This is a genomic window from Curtobacterium sp. MCSS17_005 (assembly GCF_003234225.2).
In the GTDB taxonomy this organism is placed as follows: Bacteria; Actinomycetota; Actinomycetes; order Actinomycetales; family Microbacteriaceae; genus Curtobacterium; species Curtobacterium flaccumfaciens.
The window spans coordinates 3,279,385-3,295,484 of the sequence record NZ_CP126258.1; the positions used below are offsets into that span (position 1 = coordinate 3,279,385).

General features: G+C 71.0%; 14 protein-coding genes and 1 tRNA gene. 7 read left to right on the forward strand and 8 right to left on the reverse strand.

Going from position 1 to position 16,100, the window contains the following annotated elements; all coding sequences use genetic code 11:
- Positions 1–11 precede the first annotated feature (11 nt).
- The 3 genes from DEJ20_RS15620 (at position 12) to DEJ20_RS15630 (ending at position 3,824) form a co-directional block, all read left to right on the forward strand.
- Positions 12–467, forward strand: a complete 456-nt coding sequence (locus tag DEJ20_RS15620) for a MaoC/PaaZ C-terminal domain-containing protein (protein WP_111024335.1) — start codon at positions 12–14, stop codon at positions 465–467.
- Positions 468–557: 90 nt separating this feature from the next.
- Complete coding sequence (locus tag DEJ20_RS15625; protein WP_111235735.1) at positions 558–2,444, forward strand: glycoside hydrolase family 2 protein; 1,887 nt, start codon at positions 558–560, stop codon at positions 2,442–2,444.
- Between the two features lie 150 nt (positions 2,445–2,594).
- Complete coding sequence (locus DEJ20_RS15630) at positions 2,595–3,824, forward strand: putative hexosyltransferase (RefSeq protein ID WP_181431576.1); 1,230 nt, start codon at positions 2,595–2,597, stop codon at positions 3,822–3,824.
- 16 nt (positions 3,825–3,840) lie between these two features.
- Here DEJ20_RS15630 and DEJ20_RS15635 read toward each other — a convergent pair whose 3' ends face one another.
- Complete coding sequence (locus DEJ20_RS15635; RefSeq protein ID WP_146245446.1) at positions 3,841–4,899, reverse strand: amidase domain-containing protein; 1,059 nt, start codon at positions 4,897–4,899, stop codon at positions 3,841–3,843.
- Between the two features lie 105 nt (positions 4,900–5,004).
- Here DEJ20_RS15635 and DEJ20_RS15640 point away from each other — a divergent pair, with 105 nt between their 5' ends.
- Entirely contained in the window at positions 5,005–5,388 is a 384-nt protein-coding gene (locus tag DEJ20_RS15640; protein ID WP_146245445.1) for a response regulator, read from the forward strand.
- 113 nt (positions 5,389–5,501) lie between these two features.
- Here DEJ20_RS15640 and DEJ20_RS15645 read toward each other — a convergent pair whose 3' ends face one another.
- The 5 genes from DEJ20_RS15645 to galU all read right to left on the reverse strand — a co-directional run bounded on the left by DEJ20_RS15645 (position 5,502) and on the right by galU (position 9,567).
- Positions 5,502–6,329, reverse strand: a complete 828-nt coding sequence (locus tag DEJ20_RS15645) for a glycoside hydrolase family 25 domain-containing protein (RefSeq protein ID WP_111235733.1) — start codon at positions 6,327–6,329, stop codon at positions 5,502–5,504.
- 217 nt (positions 6,330–6,546) lie between these two features.
- Positions 6,547–6,619 (reverse strand) — tRNA-Ala (locus DEJ20_RS15650).
- Between the two features lie 73 nt (positions 6,620–6,692).
- Positions 6,693–7,811 carry a hypothetical protein gene (locus tag DEJ20_RS15655; RefSeq protein WP_111235732.1) on the reverse strand — a complete coding sequence of 373 codons (1,119 nt, stop codon included), beginning with the start codon at positions 7,809–7,811 and terminating at the stop codon, positions 6,693–6,695.
- A 118-nt stretch (positions 7,812–7,929) separates the two neighbouring features.
- Positions 7,930–8,589 (reverse strand): GNAT family N-acetyltransferase, encoded by a 660-nt coding sequence (locus DEJ20_RS15660; protein ID WP_017887986.1) that lies wholly within the window; start codon positions 8,587–8,589, stop codon positions 7,930–7,932.
- 87 nt (positions 8,590–8,676) lie between these two features.
- Positions 8,677–9,567 carry a UTP--glucose-1-phosphate uridylyltransferase GalU gene (galU, locus tag DEJ20_RS15665; protein ID WP_027466560.1) on the reverse strand — a complete coding sequence of 297 codons (891 nt, stop codon included), beginning with the start codon at positions 9,565–9,567 and terminating at the stop codon, positions 8,677–8,679.
- Positions 9,568–9,681: 114 nt separating this feature from the next.
- Here galU and DEJ20_RS15670 point away from each other — a divergent pair, with 114 nt between their 5' ends.
- From DEJ20_RS15670 to mscL, 3 genes are all read left to right on the forward strand, one after another.
- Complete coding sequence (locus tag DEJ20_RS15670; RefSeq protein ID WP_111235731.1) at positions 9,682–10,266, forward strand: 5-formyltetrahydrofolate cyclo-ligase; 585 nt, start codon at positions 9,682–9,684, stop codon at positions 10,264–10,266.
- A 1-nt stretch (position 10,267) separates the two neighbouring features.
- Entirely contained in the window at positions 10,268–10,558 is a 291-nt protein-coding gene (locus DEJ20_RS15675; RefSeq protein ID WP_111235730.1) for an FmdB family zinc ribbon protein, read from the forward strand.
- Positions 10,559–10,635: 77 nt separating this feature from the next.
- Positions 10,636–11,130, forward strand: coding sequence for a large conductance mechanosensitive channel protein MscL (gene mscL, locus DEJ20_RS15680; protein WP_111235729.1), 495 nt, complete (start codon positions 10,636–10,638; stop codon positions 11,128–11,130).
- Between the two features lie 87 nt (positions 11,131–11,217).
- Here the strand turns inward: mscL and DEJ20_RS15685 are convergent, their stop codons facing one another.
- Together DEJ20_RS15685 and DEJ20_RS15690 are read right to left on the reverse strand one after the other, a co-directional pair.
- On the reverse strand, positions 11,218–11,802 hold the full coding sequence (locus DEJ20_RS15685) for a CDP-alcohol phosphatidyltransferase family protein (RefSeq protein ID WP_111235728.1): 585 nt from the start codon (positions 11,800–11,802) through the stop codon (positions 11,218–11,220).
- A gap of 302 nt (positions 11,803–12,104) precedes the next feature.
- The gene (locus tag DEJ20_RS15690) at positions 12,105–15,932 is read right to left on the reverse strand and encodes an ATP-binding protein (protein ID WP_111038986.1); all 3,828 of its coding nucleotides are present in this window, start codon (positions 15,930–15,932) and stop codon (positions 12,105–12,107) included.
- Between the last annotated feature and the right edge of the window lie 168 nt (positions 15,933–16,100).

Sequence of the window (16,100 nt, forward strand, 5' to 3'; positions counted from 1 at the left end):
AGAATCGGGCCGTGCCGCACTACTTCGAGGACCTCGCTGCCGGACAGACCTTCACGACGCCGGGGCGCACCATCACCGAGGCGGACGTGGTGTCGTTCGCCTCGTGGACGAACGACAACAACCAGGTGCACACGGACGTCGAGTTCGCGGGGAAGACCCGGTACGGGCAGCGGATCGTGCACGGCTTGCTCGGCACCTCGCTGTGCCTCGGGCTCATCGCGCGCACGGGCGTGTTCGAGGGGTCCGCGGTGGCACTGCTCGGGATCGACCAGTGGCGGTTCACCGAGCCCGTGTTCATCGGCGACACCGTGACCTGCACCGTCGAGGTCCTGGGCACCCGACTGACGAGTTCGGGGACGACCGGGATCGTCGAACGAGCGGTGGCCCTGCGGAACCAGCACGGCGTGGTCGTCCAGCAGGGACGGATGGACGTCATGGTGCTCACGCGCGACGCCGCGATCGGCTGAGCGACCGCTCGACGAGCGCCCCGCGGAACCTGCTCCGCGCAATCCCGACTCCCTCTTTACAACGATGTACCAGCACGGGAGCATGGACGCATGAGCACGCTCGACGGCATCGTGGCCGCACCTGACTCCGCTTCCGCCCCCGGCCTCCCCCTCGCTTCGCGGCAGGACGGCACGTACCCCCGGCCGCAGATGCTCCGCACCGCCTGGGCCGACCTCGACGGTACGTGGTCGTTCCGGAACGACGGCGACGACGACGCCTGGCGCACCGGCTTCACCGACCCCCGGGACATCGTCGTCCCGTTCCCGCCGGAGTCCCCAGCCTCGGGCATCGACGAGCCCGGGTTCCACCCCGTGGTCTGGTACTCCCGCGCGATCACCCGCTCCGAGCTCGACGCCGCGGGGTTCGGCGACGGCGCCCCTCGACTCGTCCTGCACTTCGGCGCCGTCGACCACCGTGCCCGCGTCTGGATCGACGGGCAGTTCATCGGCGGACACGAGGGCGGCCACACCCCGTTCTCCTTCGACGTCACCGAAGCGCTGGCCGCCGACCCCGACGCCGTGCACACCCTGGTGGTCCGCGCCGAGGACGACCCGCACGACCTGACCCAGCCGCGCGGCAAGCAGGACTGGCACGAGGACCCGCACGCGATCTGGTACCGCCGGACCACCGGGATCTGGCAGACGGTCTGGCTCGAGGCCGTGCCGACCGCCTCGATCGCGTCCCTGCGCTGGACGAACGTCGACCACGCGACGATGCGGCTGACGGTCCGGCTCGACGGTCTCCGCACCGGCGGCGAGCGCCTGCGCGTCGAGGCCCGCTGGGACGACCGCGACGAGCACCTCGCCACGATCGAGACCACCGTCGGCGAGACCGGGGACGAGTTCGACGTGGTCGTGCCGATCGCGCGGCAGACGAACGGGCAGGCCGAGGACGAGCTGCACTGGACGCCGGACACGCCCCGGCTGATCGACGCCACGGTCACGCTGCTGGCGCGCTCCGGCAACGGCAACGGCACGACGGTGGGCACGGGCGCGCTCGACGCCGTCGCCAGCTACTTCGGGATCCGGACGGTCGGGGTCGACGGGGGCGCGTTCCTGCTCAACGGCCGACGCCATGACGTCCGCAGTGTCCTGAACCAGGGCTACTGGCCCGAGTCGCACATCGCCGCCCCGTCCCGCCAGGCACTCCGCCGCGAGGTCGAACTCATCAAGGAGCTCGGCTTCAACGCGGCCCGCAACCACCAGAAGATCGAGGACCCCCGGTTCCTGTACTGGGCCGACCGGCTCGGACTCATGGTGTGGGGCGAGGCCCCCGGCGCCTACGCGTTCTCCCCCCGCGCCGTGAAGCGTCTGATGCGTGAGTGGATGGACGCTGTCGAGCGTGACGCCTCGCACCCGTCGATCGTCACGTGGGTGCCCGCCAACGAGAGCTGGGGTGTGCAGCACATCGCCACCGACCCGGCCCAGCAGGCCTACGCCCGGGCCCTCGCCGACGTCACGCGGGCGTTGGACCCGACGCGTCCGGTGATCTCGAACGACGGGTGGGAGCACACCAACTCGGACATCGTCACGATCCACGACTACGAGGGCGACGGACCCCGGCTCGCGGCCACCTACGCGGACGAGACCGCACGGACCCGGCTGCTCGGTGGCATCGGTCCGGCGGACCGCCGCATCCTGGTCGGCGGCGCCGAGGACCTCGGCCAGCCGGTCATGCTCACCGAGTTCGGCGGCGTGAACTACCAGCCGGGCGTCCAGCGCGAGGACGGCTGGGGGTACACGTCGGCCACTGACGGCGACGACTGGGTCGCCCGCATCACCGCGCTGTACGACGCGATCCGTGCGAGCTCGTTCCTCGCCGGGTCCTGCTACACGCAGCTCACCGACACCATGCAGGAGACGAACGGCCTGCTCAACGCAGACCGCTCCCCGAAGGTCCCGATCGAGCAGATCCGTCGCGCGGTCACGGGGCGCTAGCCGGGAGGCCCGCACTTCGTGAGCAGGAATGGTCGGGTCCGGCAGGCGGACCCGACCATTCCTGCTCACGATGCACACGGGTTGCCTCGCGCCGGGCAGGTGGCGGCCCGCGATGCGGGGCGCGGCCTGCGATCTGGGAGGATCGGGCGGGTGACGAGCGTGGCGGAAGCGAGCCGGGCCTCCAGGCGGGGGTTCCGCAGCCTGCTGACCGGACGGCGCAGCGCCTGGACCGCACCGCTGCTGATCTGGGCGGGCTCGCGGGTCGTCAGCACGGTGCTGCTGGCGACCGTGTACCTGCTGGCGACCGCGAACGGCTGGGCGTTCGCCTCGTACCGGCAGGACCCCTCGTTCTTCACGTTCTCGGGCTCGTGGGACGCCTCGTTCTACCGGACCATCGCCGAGCACGGGTACCCCGCGACGCTGCCGGTCGACGACTCCGGGCACGTCCTGCCGAACGCGTGGGCGTTCCTGCCCGTCTTCCCCGCGGTCGTGCGGCTCCTGATGACGCTGACCGGCGCCTCGTTCTGGGTCGCCGGGGTCGTGGTGGCGTCGATCGCCGGAGCGGGCGCCTGCGTGCTGCTGTACCGGCTGGTGCTCGCCGTCGGGTGCTCGCACCGCGCCCGCTGGGCGACGGCCCTGTTCGCGTTCGCACCGACGGGGTTCCTGCTGCAGGTCGCCTACGCGGAGAGCCTGCTGCTCGTGCTGCTGTTCGGCGCGCTGCTGGCGCTGGTGCGGCGTCGGTACTGGCTGATCGCACCGCTCGGTGTCGTGGCGGCGTTCACGAAGCCCGGGGTCCTCGCGCTGGCGCTGGCCCTGGCCGTGCACCTGGTCGTGCGGTGGTGGGGAGCGCACCGGTCGGGGCGCGCTGCCGAAGTGTTCCCGTGGCGTGACCGGATCGCGATCGTGGTGACCGGCATGGTCGTCGCGGCTGCGGGACTGGCGTGGCCCGTCATCGCGACGGCCGTGACGGGGCGACCGAACGCGTACCTGGACACGGAACTGTCGTGGTGGGTGGGGTTCGTCGGCCGCCAGCACTTCGCACCGCTGACGCCGTGGTTCACGATGGCGTCGACGTGGCTCGGCCCGCTCGGCATCGTGCTCGTCATGGTGGTGCTCGCCGGCGCCGTGTGGTTCTTCTCGCGCAGGAGCACCCTGGCCCTGGGCACCGACGTGCTCGCGTTCACGGCGTCCTACGGGCTGTACCTGGTGGCGGTGTTCCTGCCGCAGCAGTCCTTGCCGCGGTTGCTCATGCCGATGGCGCCGCTGCTCGGATCGGACGTCTTCGTCGGGACACGGCGGCGGGCGGTGACGTGGCTGGTCGTCGGGGTGTGCCTGCAGCCGGTCGCGATCGTGCTGCTGTGGTTCCTCGGGTACCCGTGAGCGGCGCTGATCAGCGCTACGCGTCGAAGGTGTGGAACCAGGCCGATCCGCCGGGGTGCTGCACCGTGATCATCTCGTCGAGGTCGCGGTAGGGGCCGTCCTGGTTGTGGCTCGCCGACTTGATGCGGATGGTGCCGTCGGGCTCGGTGAAGACCTCGGACACGATGGTGGTGTGGTCCGGTGAGCCGTTGGCGTTCCAGTCGAAGAACACGATGTCGCCGACCTTCACCTTGTCGCGCTCGTCCGATGAGCGCCGGGTGAGCCCGAACTCGGCCGCGTTGGTCTCGAGCCACGGGTCCATCGTCGGGCAGTAGGTCCACGTCGCACTGTGCTCGGCACCGGCTGACCGGTTGTACCAGTCGGACCGCTGTTCCCACCCGCGGGCGATGAGCGTCTGGCTGACGTAGTTCGCGCAGTCGCCGCCGATCGGGTTCATCGTGCCGTACTCGGCGAGGTTGTAGTCCTTCCAGTACCGCATCGCGTAGGCGAGCTGCCGGTCGACGTCGGTCAGTGCGGCGTAGGCCAGGGTGGTCGAGGCGACCGCGCTGGCAGCAGCGGGCTTCGCGGCGGCGGTCGGGGTCGGCGTGGTCGTCGCGGTGTCCTGAGTGGCGCCGCTCTGCCCGTCGTTCGCGGCGCTGCCGTTGCCGTCGGAGGACTGGTTCGCCGACGCGGTGGGCTCGATCGCGGACGTGAAGAGTGCGACGTCGGCGTCACCGGCGGTGTACATCGCCTGGTGCGGGGCCGTGAAGGTCACCTTCGACGCGGTCGCCGTGACGTCGCGTGCCGCGACACCACCGACGGTGACGCCCTTGACGGCGGCGAGTCCGGTCCCCGTCACGGTGATCGTGACGCCACCGGCGAGCGGGACCTGCGCCGGAGTGACGGCCTTCGCGACGGGCTTCGCCGTCGGGGTGGACGTTGCATCCCCACCCCCGGAGCTCCCGCGCCCGCCGCCCGAGCCGGTGCCCGAGTCGCCGCCCTTGTCGCTGCCGGAGGAGCACGCCGCGACGGCGAGCCCGATCCCGGCGACGCCGGCGAGGGACAGGAGTGCGCGGCGGTTCATCGAGGCAGTCATGACACGACCAGCGTAAGCGACACCTCCGTCGTTCCGGCACGGCATGATCGTCTTCGGGGGCGAGCGTCCTTCGTGTCCCAGCGGACCCGTTCGGAAGGAACACACATGCCCGAGAGCCACCGCTTCTTCGTCGCCACCGACCCCGAGACCGCCCGTGCACAGGTACGCGAAGCCCTGTCCCGCGAGGGCTACACCGTCGACGACGCCGAGCAAGGGGCACTCCGTGCGACCCGCGGCAGCCTCGGCCTGACGCTGCTCATCGGCGGCATGGCGAACGACCGCACGTTCCACACCCGCCTGGACGTGCAGATCATGATCGCCCCGGACGGCCGGACCGTCGCCCGACTGCTGCGCGGCTCGGGCAAGTCCGCGATCAAGGGTGGAGCGCTCGGCATCTCGCGCGGCAACCGTGCCTTCGAGCAGGCCGCGAACGCGATCCACACCACCTTCGCGCAGTCCGGCGTGCTGACGGAGAGCATCGCCGGCTGACTCGTCGACCATGGGGGCGGGTCCGACGCGACCTGCAGACGGCCAGGAGGCCCGGTGCCAGCTGGCACCGGGCCTCCTGTCCGTCACGGGGTCACGACTTCACCGCAGTGCGATCACGTGCAGGAGACGTTGCGGTCGATGGTGCCGGAGCCGTAGGGCACCTCGACCTGGACCATCGCGATGGTGCCGCCAGGCAGCGGGGTGCCGGAGCAGGCCTTCCGCGCCTTGGTGACCGTGCTCCGGCCGAGCGCGATCCAGTTCGAGCGGCCGTACAGCGGGCTGTTCGACTTGACCGTGCCGGCGATGGTCTTCCACTGCGAACCGGTCGAGTAGAGGCCGACCCGCTTGATGCCGGCGGTCTTCAGCCCGACGATCATGCCCTGCATCGCCGCGCGGTTCTGGGCGGTGTCACGCTGGTACGACAGACCCGTCTCGACGTCGATCCACCAGCGGTAGGCGGACGGGTTCGGGACGCCACGGCTCTGGACGTCGTCGTACCCACGGGCGTAGCCGTACATGAACGAGCACGCCAGCGTGACCTGCTTCTTGCCGCCCTTGGTCACGCACTTGCCGAACGGGTTGGTGGGCACCGTGTTCTGGTACCGGTTCGACGTGGGCCAGACCGACGCCTGGAGACCCGGGTTGGCGAACAGCGCGTACAGCTGCGTCTTCGGCTGGGCCGAACCCCCGACGGACTTCGCCGACCAGGCGAGCTGTTCGGCGAGGCACGGGTTCGTGGTGTTGCCGAGGGACTCGTTGACGCCCACGATGCCGAATGCCTGGTCGGTCGGCACCTGGCTGCCGCACTGCGGCCAGGAGATGTCGACGCCCAGCGGCGTGACCGCTGCGGATGCACCCGACGACGGGCCGGCGACGGCGATGCCGGCGGCCACCACCACCGTGGTCGCGATGGTCGCGACGAGACGACTGATACGGAACATGCTCTCCCCCTGATCGGGCCGAACAGGTCGGCCGCGCCCCACCGGGGCACGGGGAGTCTAGGGCGGTGCGTTGGACAACACACCACCCCTGTCCGTGAACTGTGTCGAACGATCCACCTGACTCGGCCTGTGGAGGACGATCCCCTCGACACGACCGCCAACGACAGAACGGCCCGGAACCTGTGGGTTCCGGGCCGTTCTCGTGGTTGCTACCGGGTGGAGCTAAGGGGATTCGAACCCCTGACCTTCTCATTGCGAACGAGACGCGCTACCAACTGCGCCATAGCCCCAAGTGCTCGACCACACTAGCACCCTCGTTCGGTCCAGCCGAAATCGCAGGTGGCCCTTCGGGCGTGCCGCGGGTCAGACCGCGCGACGCCGTCGCATGATCGCGTCGAGGTCGGCCTGCTGGTAGGCGTCGTCGTCGAGGACACCCATGCCGGCCCACTTGCTCGGCGGCCCGGCGGGCTCGTCGGCGGGAGCAGGAGCGGCGGGAGCAGGAACGCCAGGAACAACGCCGGCCGACGCAGCAGGGGCGGCAGGGGCCCGGAGCCCGAGCCGCTCGGCCAGGCGCCCCTGGTCGTGCGCGGAGAGCGACGCCGCGGCCTCTTCGAGCTCGGGTCGCATCCGCGAGACTCGCGCCAGCGACGGGTCGGACTCCCCAGCGCGGATCGCCGCAGCTTCGGCCTCGGCTTCCGCCTTGGCCGCGGCGACGCGCTCCTTCAGGCGGGCAGCGAGTTCCGCCGACGACTCGGGCGAGGCGGCCGGAGCAGCCGGCCGCTCCACGTAGAGGGGCTTCGGCACGTGGTTCGGGGTCCACGAGCGGTCTGCTGCAGGCTCGGCGGGCTGCTCGGTCGACAGGGGCGGCGCCGGGTCCGTCCATGCGGTGGACGGCCGGGAGGCGCGGGTCGCGCCCGTCTCGGCGGCCGCGAGACGCTGCTTCCGTGCCTTCGCCACCTGGTGCAGCTGGGCCAGGACCGCTGCGGACCCACCGGCGGCGACGAGGCCGGCGACACCGACGAGCCAGAGCGACGGTGCCGCGACGAAGACCACGAGGGCGATGACGACGCCGAGCGTGCCGAACAAGGTCGCCCCGAGCCGGGAACGGCGCATGCGCATCGCTGTGAGGGCCGGCACGGCGGACGCCCGCTCGAGCACGGGGGCCTGCTCGGCCAGGCGGCGGGTGATCTCACGCTGCCGCGCGGCCTCGTGGGCTCGGACGATGGCGGTGCGCTTGGCCTCTTCGGACCGGGCGACGCGCTGCGCCTGGGCGAGGGACTTCGCGTTCATCTCGATGCGGACCTCGTCCGGCAGCTCGGCGGTCTGCGCGAGGATCCGGAGGGTCTGCTGCAGCCGGATGGCGTTCCGCTCGGTGGCCAGGTACTGGCGGCGGGCGGCCCACGACGGCATCAGGTAGACGAGCCAGAGGACGGCCGCGACGAGCAGGACGATGCCGCCACCCCACGAGCCGATTCCTGCCATGCGAACACGGTAGGGGCGGCGGTTCCCGCGCCGCGTCATTGCCGGACGTGTGTTGCGCGTGTCGGGGCGGAATCCGCGGGAGGCGAGCCGCGCCTCCAGGCCCGTCAGACGTGGGACGTCAGATGCGGGGCGTCGTGTCCAGCGGCATCGCCGCCTCGTCGCGTGCGGCGAGCGGCACGGTCCCCACGCCGGGAGGCACCTGCCCCTGGACCCAGCGCTCGAGGACGCCCCCACGGACCTCTTCGGCCACCAGCGCGAAGCAGAAGTGGTCGCGCCAGTCCCCGTTGATGTGGATGTAACGGCGACGGAGTCCCTCGTACCGGAAGCCGAGCTTCTCGACGACGCGCAGGCTCGGAGCGTTCTCCGGTCGGATGCAGATCTCGATCCGGTGCACGCCGAGCGAGCGGAAGCAGTGGTCGACGGCGAGGGCGACCGAGATCGGCGTCACGTTGTGGCCGGCGGCGTCCTCGACGACCCAGTAGCCGATGGAGGCGCTCGCGAGCGAGCCGTAGGAGATGCCGGAGACGTTGAGCTGCCCGACGAAGCGGCCGTCGAGCTCCATCGCGAACGGGAGACCGAGTCCCGCGCGGGCGTTGGCCTGGAGCGCGCGGATGCTGCCCCGGACGTCGGTGGAGACGTGTCCGGAGGGGTTCGTGGCCTCCCAGGTGCGGAGCCACGAGCGGTTCGTCGCGAGTGCCGCGTCGAGGTCGCGGGTGTCGCGGAGTCGGAGGGGCCGGATGGTGACCCGCCCGTGGGACAGGGTCGGGATCGTCGTCATCGCTGGGTTCCTCCGGGGTCCCGCCCCGGTGCGGGACGGGGTGTCCCGCCCGGGTCCGTGATCACCGGACCCGAGCGGGATGGCCGACTATTCGCCCGCGTTGAACTCCTTCAGCCACGACTTGAGGTCGGGGCCGAGGTCATCGCGGTCCGAGGCGAGCTGCACGATCGCCTTGATGTAGTCGAGTTTGTCACCGGTGTCGTACCGGCGTCCACGGAACACGACGCCGTACACGCCGCCGGTCCACTCTTCGGCGCTCGCCATCTTCATGAGCGCGTCGGTCAGCTGGATCTCGCCGCCCTTGCCCGGCTCCTGCTTCTCGAGGACGTCGAAGACCTCGGGACGGATGACGTAGCGGCCGATGATGGCCAGGTTCGAGGGCGCCTCGCCCTGCGGGGGCTTCTCGACGAGCCCGGTGATCTTCACCACGTCGTCGGTGTCGGTCGGCTCGACCGTGGCGATGCCGTACAGGTGGGTCTGCGACTCGGGGACCTCGAGCAGGGCCACGATGGTGGCGTTCTTCTCGCCCTGGACCTCGATCATGCGCTGGAGCAGCGGGTCACGGGCGTCGATGATGTCGTCACCGAGGAGCACGGCGAACGGCTCGCGGCCGACGTGCATCTTCGCGCGGAGCACCGCGTGGCCGAGGCCGAGCGGGTCACCCTGTCGCACGTAGTGCATGTCGGCGAGGTCCGTCGACTGGTTCACCTTCTGCAGCTTCTCGTGGTCGCCCTTCTTGCGGAGGGTCTCCTCGAGCTCCGACACGTGGTCGAAGTGGTTCTCGAGCGCGTTCTTGTTGCGCCCGGTGATCATCAGCACGTCGGTCAGCCCGGCGCCGACAGCCTCTTCCACCACGTACTGGATGGCCGGCTTGTCGACGACGGGGAGCATCTCCTTCGGCATCGCCTTGGTCGCGGGGAGGAAGCGGGTACCCAGCCCTGCGGCCGGGATCACCGCCTTCGAAATCTGGAAGCCCATGCTCAGACCGTATCCGATCCCCCTTTCGAGGGCATGTCGTCGCTCCGGGGGACACGGGACACCGCGTGTTCCCGGCGGGAAGCCGCAACCGTACCCCTCGGTAGACTCCTGCGCATGATCGCCGATCTCGGGAACGAGAAGCGCGCCCTGCGAGCCGAACTCCGGCAGCGGCGGCGCACCCGGACCACGACCGAACGCGACGCGGACACCCAGACCCTGACCGCGACCCTGCAGCGCTTCGTCGAGGAACGCCAGGTGACGTCCCTCGCCCTGTACCTGTCCGCCCCGGACGAGCCCAACGTCCGGCCGTTCCTGAACTGGGCGTTCGGGCAGGGCATCCGCGTGCTGCTGCCGATCACCCGCGAGGACGGCCTGCTCGACTGGGCCGTGGGCGACGGCGAGAGCGAGACCGAGAGCCTGCTCGGCCTGCCCGAGGTCGTCGGCGAGGTCCTGTCCCCGCTCGCGATCAACGACGTCGACGCGATCCTCGCCCCGGCGGCGGCGGTCGGGCACGACGGCGTCCGTATGGGCTGGGGGCGCGGCTACTACGACAAGACCCTCGGGTCCATGGCGAACCGCCCGCCCGTCTATGCTGTGATCTTCGACGCGGAGTACCTCGACGAGGTCCCGCGCGAACCCCACGACGAACCCGTTGACGGCATCATCACGCCGTCGCGCATCATCACGTTCCGGAGCTGACGTGCCCACCTACTCGTACCGTTGCACCGAGTGCGACAACGCGTTCGACATCAAGCAGTCCTTCTCCGACGCCACCCTGACGGAGTGCCCGGTCTGCGGCGGCGTTCTGCGCAAGGTGTTCTCGCCCGTCGGCGTGACCTTCAACGGCGGCGGCTTCTACCGCACCGACTCGCGCCCGGCCCCGAAGTCCGAAGGCTCGTCAGGCACCCCCGCGAAGTCCGAGCCGAAGAAGGCCGAGCCGGCGAAGAAGGCCGAGTCGAAGCCCAGCAGTTCGAAGCCCGCCGCGTCCTGACGCAGTCTGCGCTCTCCGGATAGGTTGGGGCGCGTCGCCACCCGGCGGCCGTCCTCGACCCGGAAGGAGACCCTCGCATGAAGGGCTTCAAGGAGTTCCTGCTCCGCGGCAACGTCATCGACCTGGCCGTCGCAGTCGTCATCGGTGCGGCGTTCACCGCGATCGTCAACAAGATCGTCCAGGCGCTCATCAACCCGCTCATCGGTGCAGTGTTCAACGCCTCGAGCCTCGACGACGCCCTGAAGGTCCGGATCCCCACGGTGTCTGGTGACCACGCCACGCTCTACTTCGGCGCCATCATCGGGGCGGTGCTGAACTTCGTCATCATCGCCGCGGTGGTGTACTTCGTGCTCGTGGTACCGGTCAACCGTCTGAAGAAGGTGGCGTTCGAGCGCGTCAAGAACGACGAGCAGCAGACCCCGCAGGACGTCCCCCCGACCGACGTCGAGGTGCTGCTCGAGATCCGCGACCTGCTCCGCCCGCAGACCGGCGGCGCCACGAGCACGGGGGCGCACATCGCCCCGTCGAACGCTCCCGAGGGGCCCGGCATCGGCGGCTCGACGAAGCTCTAGCGCGCGCCGGAACCAGGTTCCGGGCACAACACCACGGAGATCCGCGGTGCTGTGTCCGGAACCTGGTTTCGTTTGCGCAGGGGCCCGTCAGGCGGCGGGAACCACGCGGCGCTTCGCGAACATCGCGACGGCGTACTGGGCGCCGGCGAGCACGTGGCCCGCAGTGCCGAGGTAGACGAACACCAGGGCGACGACCCGGACCCACGGCGCGTTCTCGTCGACGGTGTGCACCGCGGAGAACAGCAGCACCGGCAGCCCGACGAACAGCAGGGCCGAGCGGATCTTGCCCGTCCACGTGACGTCGAGGTCCGGGTTGCCGTGGAACAGCACGCTCGACAGGACGACGAGGACCAGGTCGACGAGCACGACGACGGCCACCACCCACCAGGGCAGCAGGCCGACGAGGACCAGGGACAGCACGATCGCGATGATGGCCAGGCGGTCGGCGACGGGGTCGATCGCCTTGCCGAGCTTGGACCCCTGGTCGAACTTGCGGGCGATGAAGCCGTCCGCCCAGTCGCTCACGCCGATCACGACGAGGGCGACGAGCGCCCATCCCGGGTGGCCGGCGACGACGAGGCCGATGAACACCGGGATCAGCACGAGGCGGAACAGCGTGATCAGGTTCGGCCAGGTCTGCCAGTCTGGGCGCTGTCGCGCGGTGTCAATCATCACGGGCCAGGCTACCGGTTACCAGTGCGGGGGGACGTCGCGCCGGAGCTGGTCGTCGTTCTCACCGTCGCGGTGCCGCGCCGGTTCCGGCGGCGGCGTCGGGTCGTAGCCCGCCACCGGCTGAGTGGTGACGCGTCTGCGGCGCCGCACCGGGCCTCCCGGCTGGTCCGCCGTCTCGCCTCCGTCAGTGGCGGGACGGACGGGAGGCAGGGCTGACGACACGTCGTCGACTCGCGTCGACGTGCCCACCAGCTGGTCCGTCTCCGGCGTCACCGGACCGGCGGGCCGCGAGGCCCGGCGGCTCATCGGCGGGCGGGGATCGGCGGTATCGAGATCTCCTGCGTGGCGCCGCGGTCGACCCCGAGCACGGACGCGACGGTGTCGGCGACGCGGTCCGGGTCGGAGAACAGCTGGAACGCGTGCACGCGTACGTAGTGCCAGCCGAGTCGGCGGAGCACCTCGGGACGCAGGCGCAGGGACTCGCGCAGCGATCCCTTGACCAGCGACGCGTCGGTCTCGATCGTGACGCAGACCCCGCCGTGCGCGGCGACGAGGCCGAGCTTGCCGCGGTGTCCGAGCGCGACCGGGATGCCACGCATCTCGAGGCGCCGGGCCAGGTCGACGAGCAGCGGGTCGGAGTCGTCCGGCACGTACTCGGCGGTGGTGCGGGCACGCACCTCGGCCAGGATCTCGGCGAGGGCGACGGTGCCGTGGCCCATGCGCTCGGCTTCGATGTCCGACGGCTGGAAGCAGGTGACGATGACCATCGAGCGACGCGCACGGGTCATGGCGACCGCCAGCAGCCGCTCGCCGCCGGGCTTGCCGAGCGGACCGAAGTCGCGCAGCACGCGACCGTGCGGGGTGCGGCCGTAGCCGATGGAGAACACGACGCGGTCGCGGCTCTGCGCCACCGACTGCTCGAGCGTCGCCACGATGAACGGCTCGGCACGGTCGCCGATGACGAACTCGGTCAGGTCCTTGTGGCCCTGCGCGGCGGTCAGCACGGCCTGCTCGACGCGCACGGCGTGCTTCGCCGACGCGGTGATGACCATGAGCGACTCGGTCGGACGGGTGCGGGCGTGGTCGATGACGAGCCGGACCACGCGGTCGACCTCGGCATCGACGCTCTCGACGGCACCGGACTCGGGGTCCGGGACGGCCTTGCCGTCGCTGACGTAGTCGAGCGCGATCGAGCCGTGGCCGAGGAACGAGCCGGCCCACGGCAGGGACTCGATCTTGCCGCCGTAGAAGCGACGGTTCACGAGCTCGGCCAGGTCCTCGCCGCCGGCGCGGTACGACCGCGACAGGGACAGGGTCGGCAGCAGGGTGGAGAGCTTCGCCAGGGCGGAGTCGGCGTGGAACGCGTCGAGCGTGCCCTCGTCGACCTGCAGCGCCCGGTGCTCGGGGTCCACGGCGATGCGGAACGGCGACGGCGTCTGGGTGACCGGGTCACCGAACACGACGGTCTGGCGGGCACGTCGGACGGCACCGACGGTCTCCGCGATCGTCACGGCGCCGGCGTCGACCAGGATCACGGTGTCGAAGGGCATCGTGTCGGCGATCTGCGGCACCTCGTACGGGCTGGCGAGCCAGACGGGTGCGATCGACCGGGACAGGTGCGGTGCGGAGTCCTGCAGCAGGCGCGAGGTGATCGCGCCGTCGCGGAGCTGGGTCTTGAGTGCGGTCGCTTCTTCGGGCCAGTCGACGAGACCGACCTTCCAGTTCTCGGCGAGCTGCCACGCCAGGCCCTGGGAGACCCCGGCCGCGTGGGCGTCGTCCACCAGGCGGAAGTCGGCCTCGACCCGGTCGAGCATGTCGGTGTTGGCGCCGAGCAGTGCCCGGTCGGACTCGAGCATGGTCTCGAGGGCGGACTGCCACCAGGCGAGCTCGAGCTCGGCCGGCACCTGTACGTCCGGCACGTGCCGGTTGGCCAGGTCGGTGATGAGCGGTTCGAGCTGCAGGTCGCGCAGGGTCTGCATGAGCTCGGTGCGCTCCTGCAGGTTGTGCAGGACGTCGGACTCGGCGGCGAGCTCGGCGATGGTCGGGACGAGCTGGTCGACCGGCGTGTTCGCGAGCTGGCGGTCACGCTCGGTGCGGCCCAGCGGCTCGTCGAGGCGCGCGAGGTCCTCGGCGACGTTCGAGAACAGCACCTGGACGTCGGCGATGCCCGTGGGCACCTCGGGGTTCACGCCGGCGGCGACGTAGCGCTGCCAGAGCACCCGCTGCTGCTGGACGCGGGTCAGGGCCTCGTGCAGGTCGGACACGTGGACGCCCGGACGGACGTACTCGCGGGCGAGCTTCTTGAGCCGGCGACGGTTCGTCGACGACATCGGGGCGCCCTCGCCGCGGGGAGCGGTGGCGGCCACGAGCTCGGACACCGAGCGGTCGAAGACCACCGGCAGGAAGCGGTCGAGCGTGTCACGGATCTCGGTGAGCAGGCGCAGGTAGATGCCGAGCTCGTTGATCGTCGTGAACTGGCGCATGTGCGTCGAGCTCACCAGGTCGTGGGCACGGCGGAGCAGGGTCGGCAGGCCGTCGGCGTCGAGGTCCTTCGCGATGCGGTGCGCACGCTGGGCGCCGTCGCTCGAACCGAACTTCGCGCCGTACCAGGGCGAGTCGTCGGGGCCGTAGCGGAACTCACCGAGGTTCGCGGCACTGACCATCGTCTCGGCGACGCGCGAGCGGCCCTCGACCATCGAGGCGACGGACTGCTTCGACAGGCGCGCGGTGGTCGACGGGGCGACGGGCAGCAGCGACAGGCGCGACAGCTCGACCAGGCAGTCGAGGACCGAGACGCCGAAGTCGGGGTCCTTGCGGGTGAGCGAGCCGCGGTAGTCCTTCAGCACCTTGCGCAGGCGGACCAGGGCGTCGTCGACCTCGCGGAGGTTCGGACGCGCGGCCTTCTCGTTCCGGGCGATGGCACGGACGACGTCACGGCGCAGGGTCGACGGCGTGACCGCGACCCCGGGTAGCTGGACCTCACCGAAGCGGGCGGCGATGCCCCGCAGGGTCGCGCGGCGGGGGCTCACGACGAGCACGCGCTTGTTCGCGGCGACCAGGCCACCCAGGGCGTTCACGATGGTCTGGGTGCCACCGGTGCCGGGCAGGGTCTTCACGACGATGGAGTTGCCGGCCGTGATCTGCGCGATCACGTTCTCCTGCTCGTCGTCGGCGTCGAGCAGGAGCGTGTCGGTCTCCGGGCTGCGCTCGTCCGACGGGGTCTGCTCGACCGGGTGGTAGGACTGCTCGACCTGCCACTTCGCGCTCGGGTTGCCGGCGAGGGCGTCGAGCACGGGGTGCGACAGGTCGCCGGTGTCCTCGACCATGCCGGTGGCGACCTCGGCGAAGGTTGACACCACGAGGCGTGCGTGCACCGAGAAGCCGGGGATGTGCGCGGTCAGGCCACGCAGGCGGTCGATGACGGGGTTCGGCGTGAACGAGCCGTCCTGCTGCGCGAGGGCCACGAAGGACTGCGCGTCGAGGATGACCCCGAACTGCTCGTGCAGCGCGTCGGCGAGGCCCGGGTTGAGCACCGGTTCACCGAGCAGGCGCACCTCGAAGTCGCGTCCGTGCCGGCGGATCGCCAGGGGGCGCAGGAGCACCGGGCCGCGGAACTGCTCGTCGCCGTGCTTCCAGTCGGCCATGCCGATGCCGAGCTTCACGGCGTCGATGCCGCGCACGGTGGCGAGCTCGGTGCCCTTCGCCTCGACGTGTCCGGCGGCCACGCGGGCGGCACGGAGCGCCACCTCGTCGCGGATCAGGCTGGACAGCAGGGTCGTCTTGCCGGTGATGAACTGTGCGAGACCGCCCGGATGGGTGGTCGAGAGCTCGATGCGGGCGCGCGGGTGGTCGCTGAAGTGCGTGAGCGGGCTCGTGCCGCCGACGCCGGTCAGCTGGGTGCGCCAGCCGTCCCACGTCGGTTCGGCCGCGTTGCCGGCCTGCAGCCGCGGGTCGCCGAGGCTGATCGCCTGCGGGCTCGTCATCTGCAGCTCCGGGCGGAGCGTGCGGTCCGGCTCGTCGTCGGTCCGTTCCTGGTCCACGTCCTGCTGCTCGTCTCGATCGTCGTCGGGGCGCGCGCGGGCACCCTCGACGGGGACGTCGTCGTTCACGTCGTCCTCACCGTCGGTCACCCTGTCCGCTCGCCACACATCCGACACTGTAGGCGGAACCGGACGGCCTCTCTGGCAATGAACCGAGGTTTCGGGGTTTCCGCACGGACGTGACCGCCGTCCGGCCCGACATGCGCCACCGTCCGACCCGACGTGCGGCGCGCCCGATCCGACGGCGGCCCCGTCCGG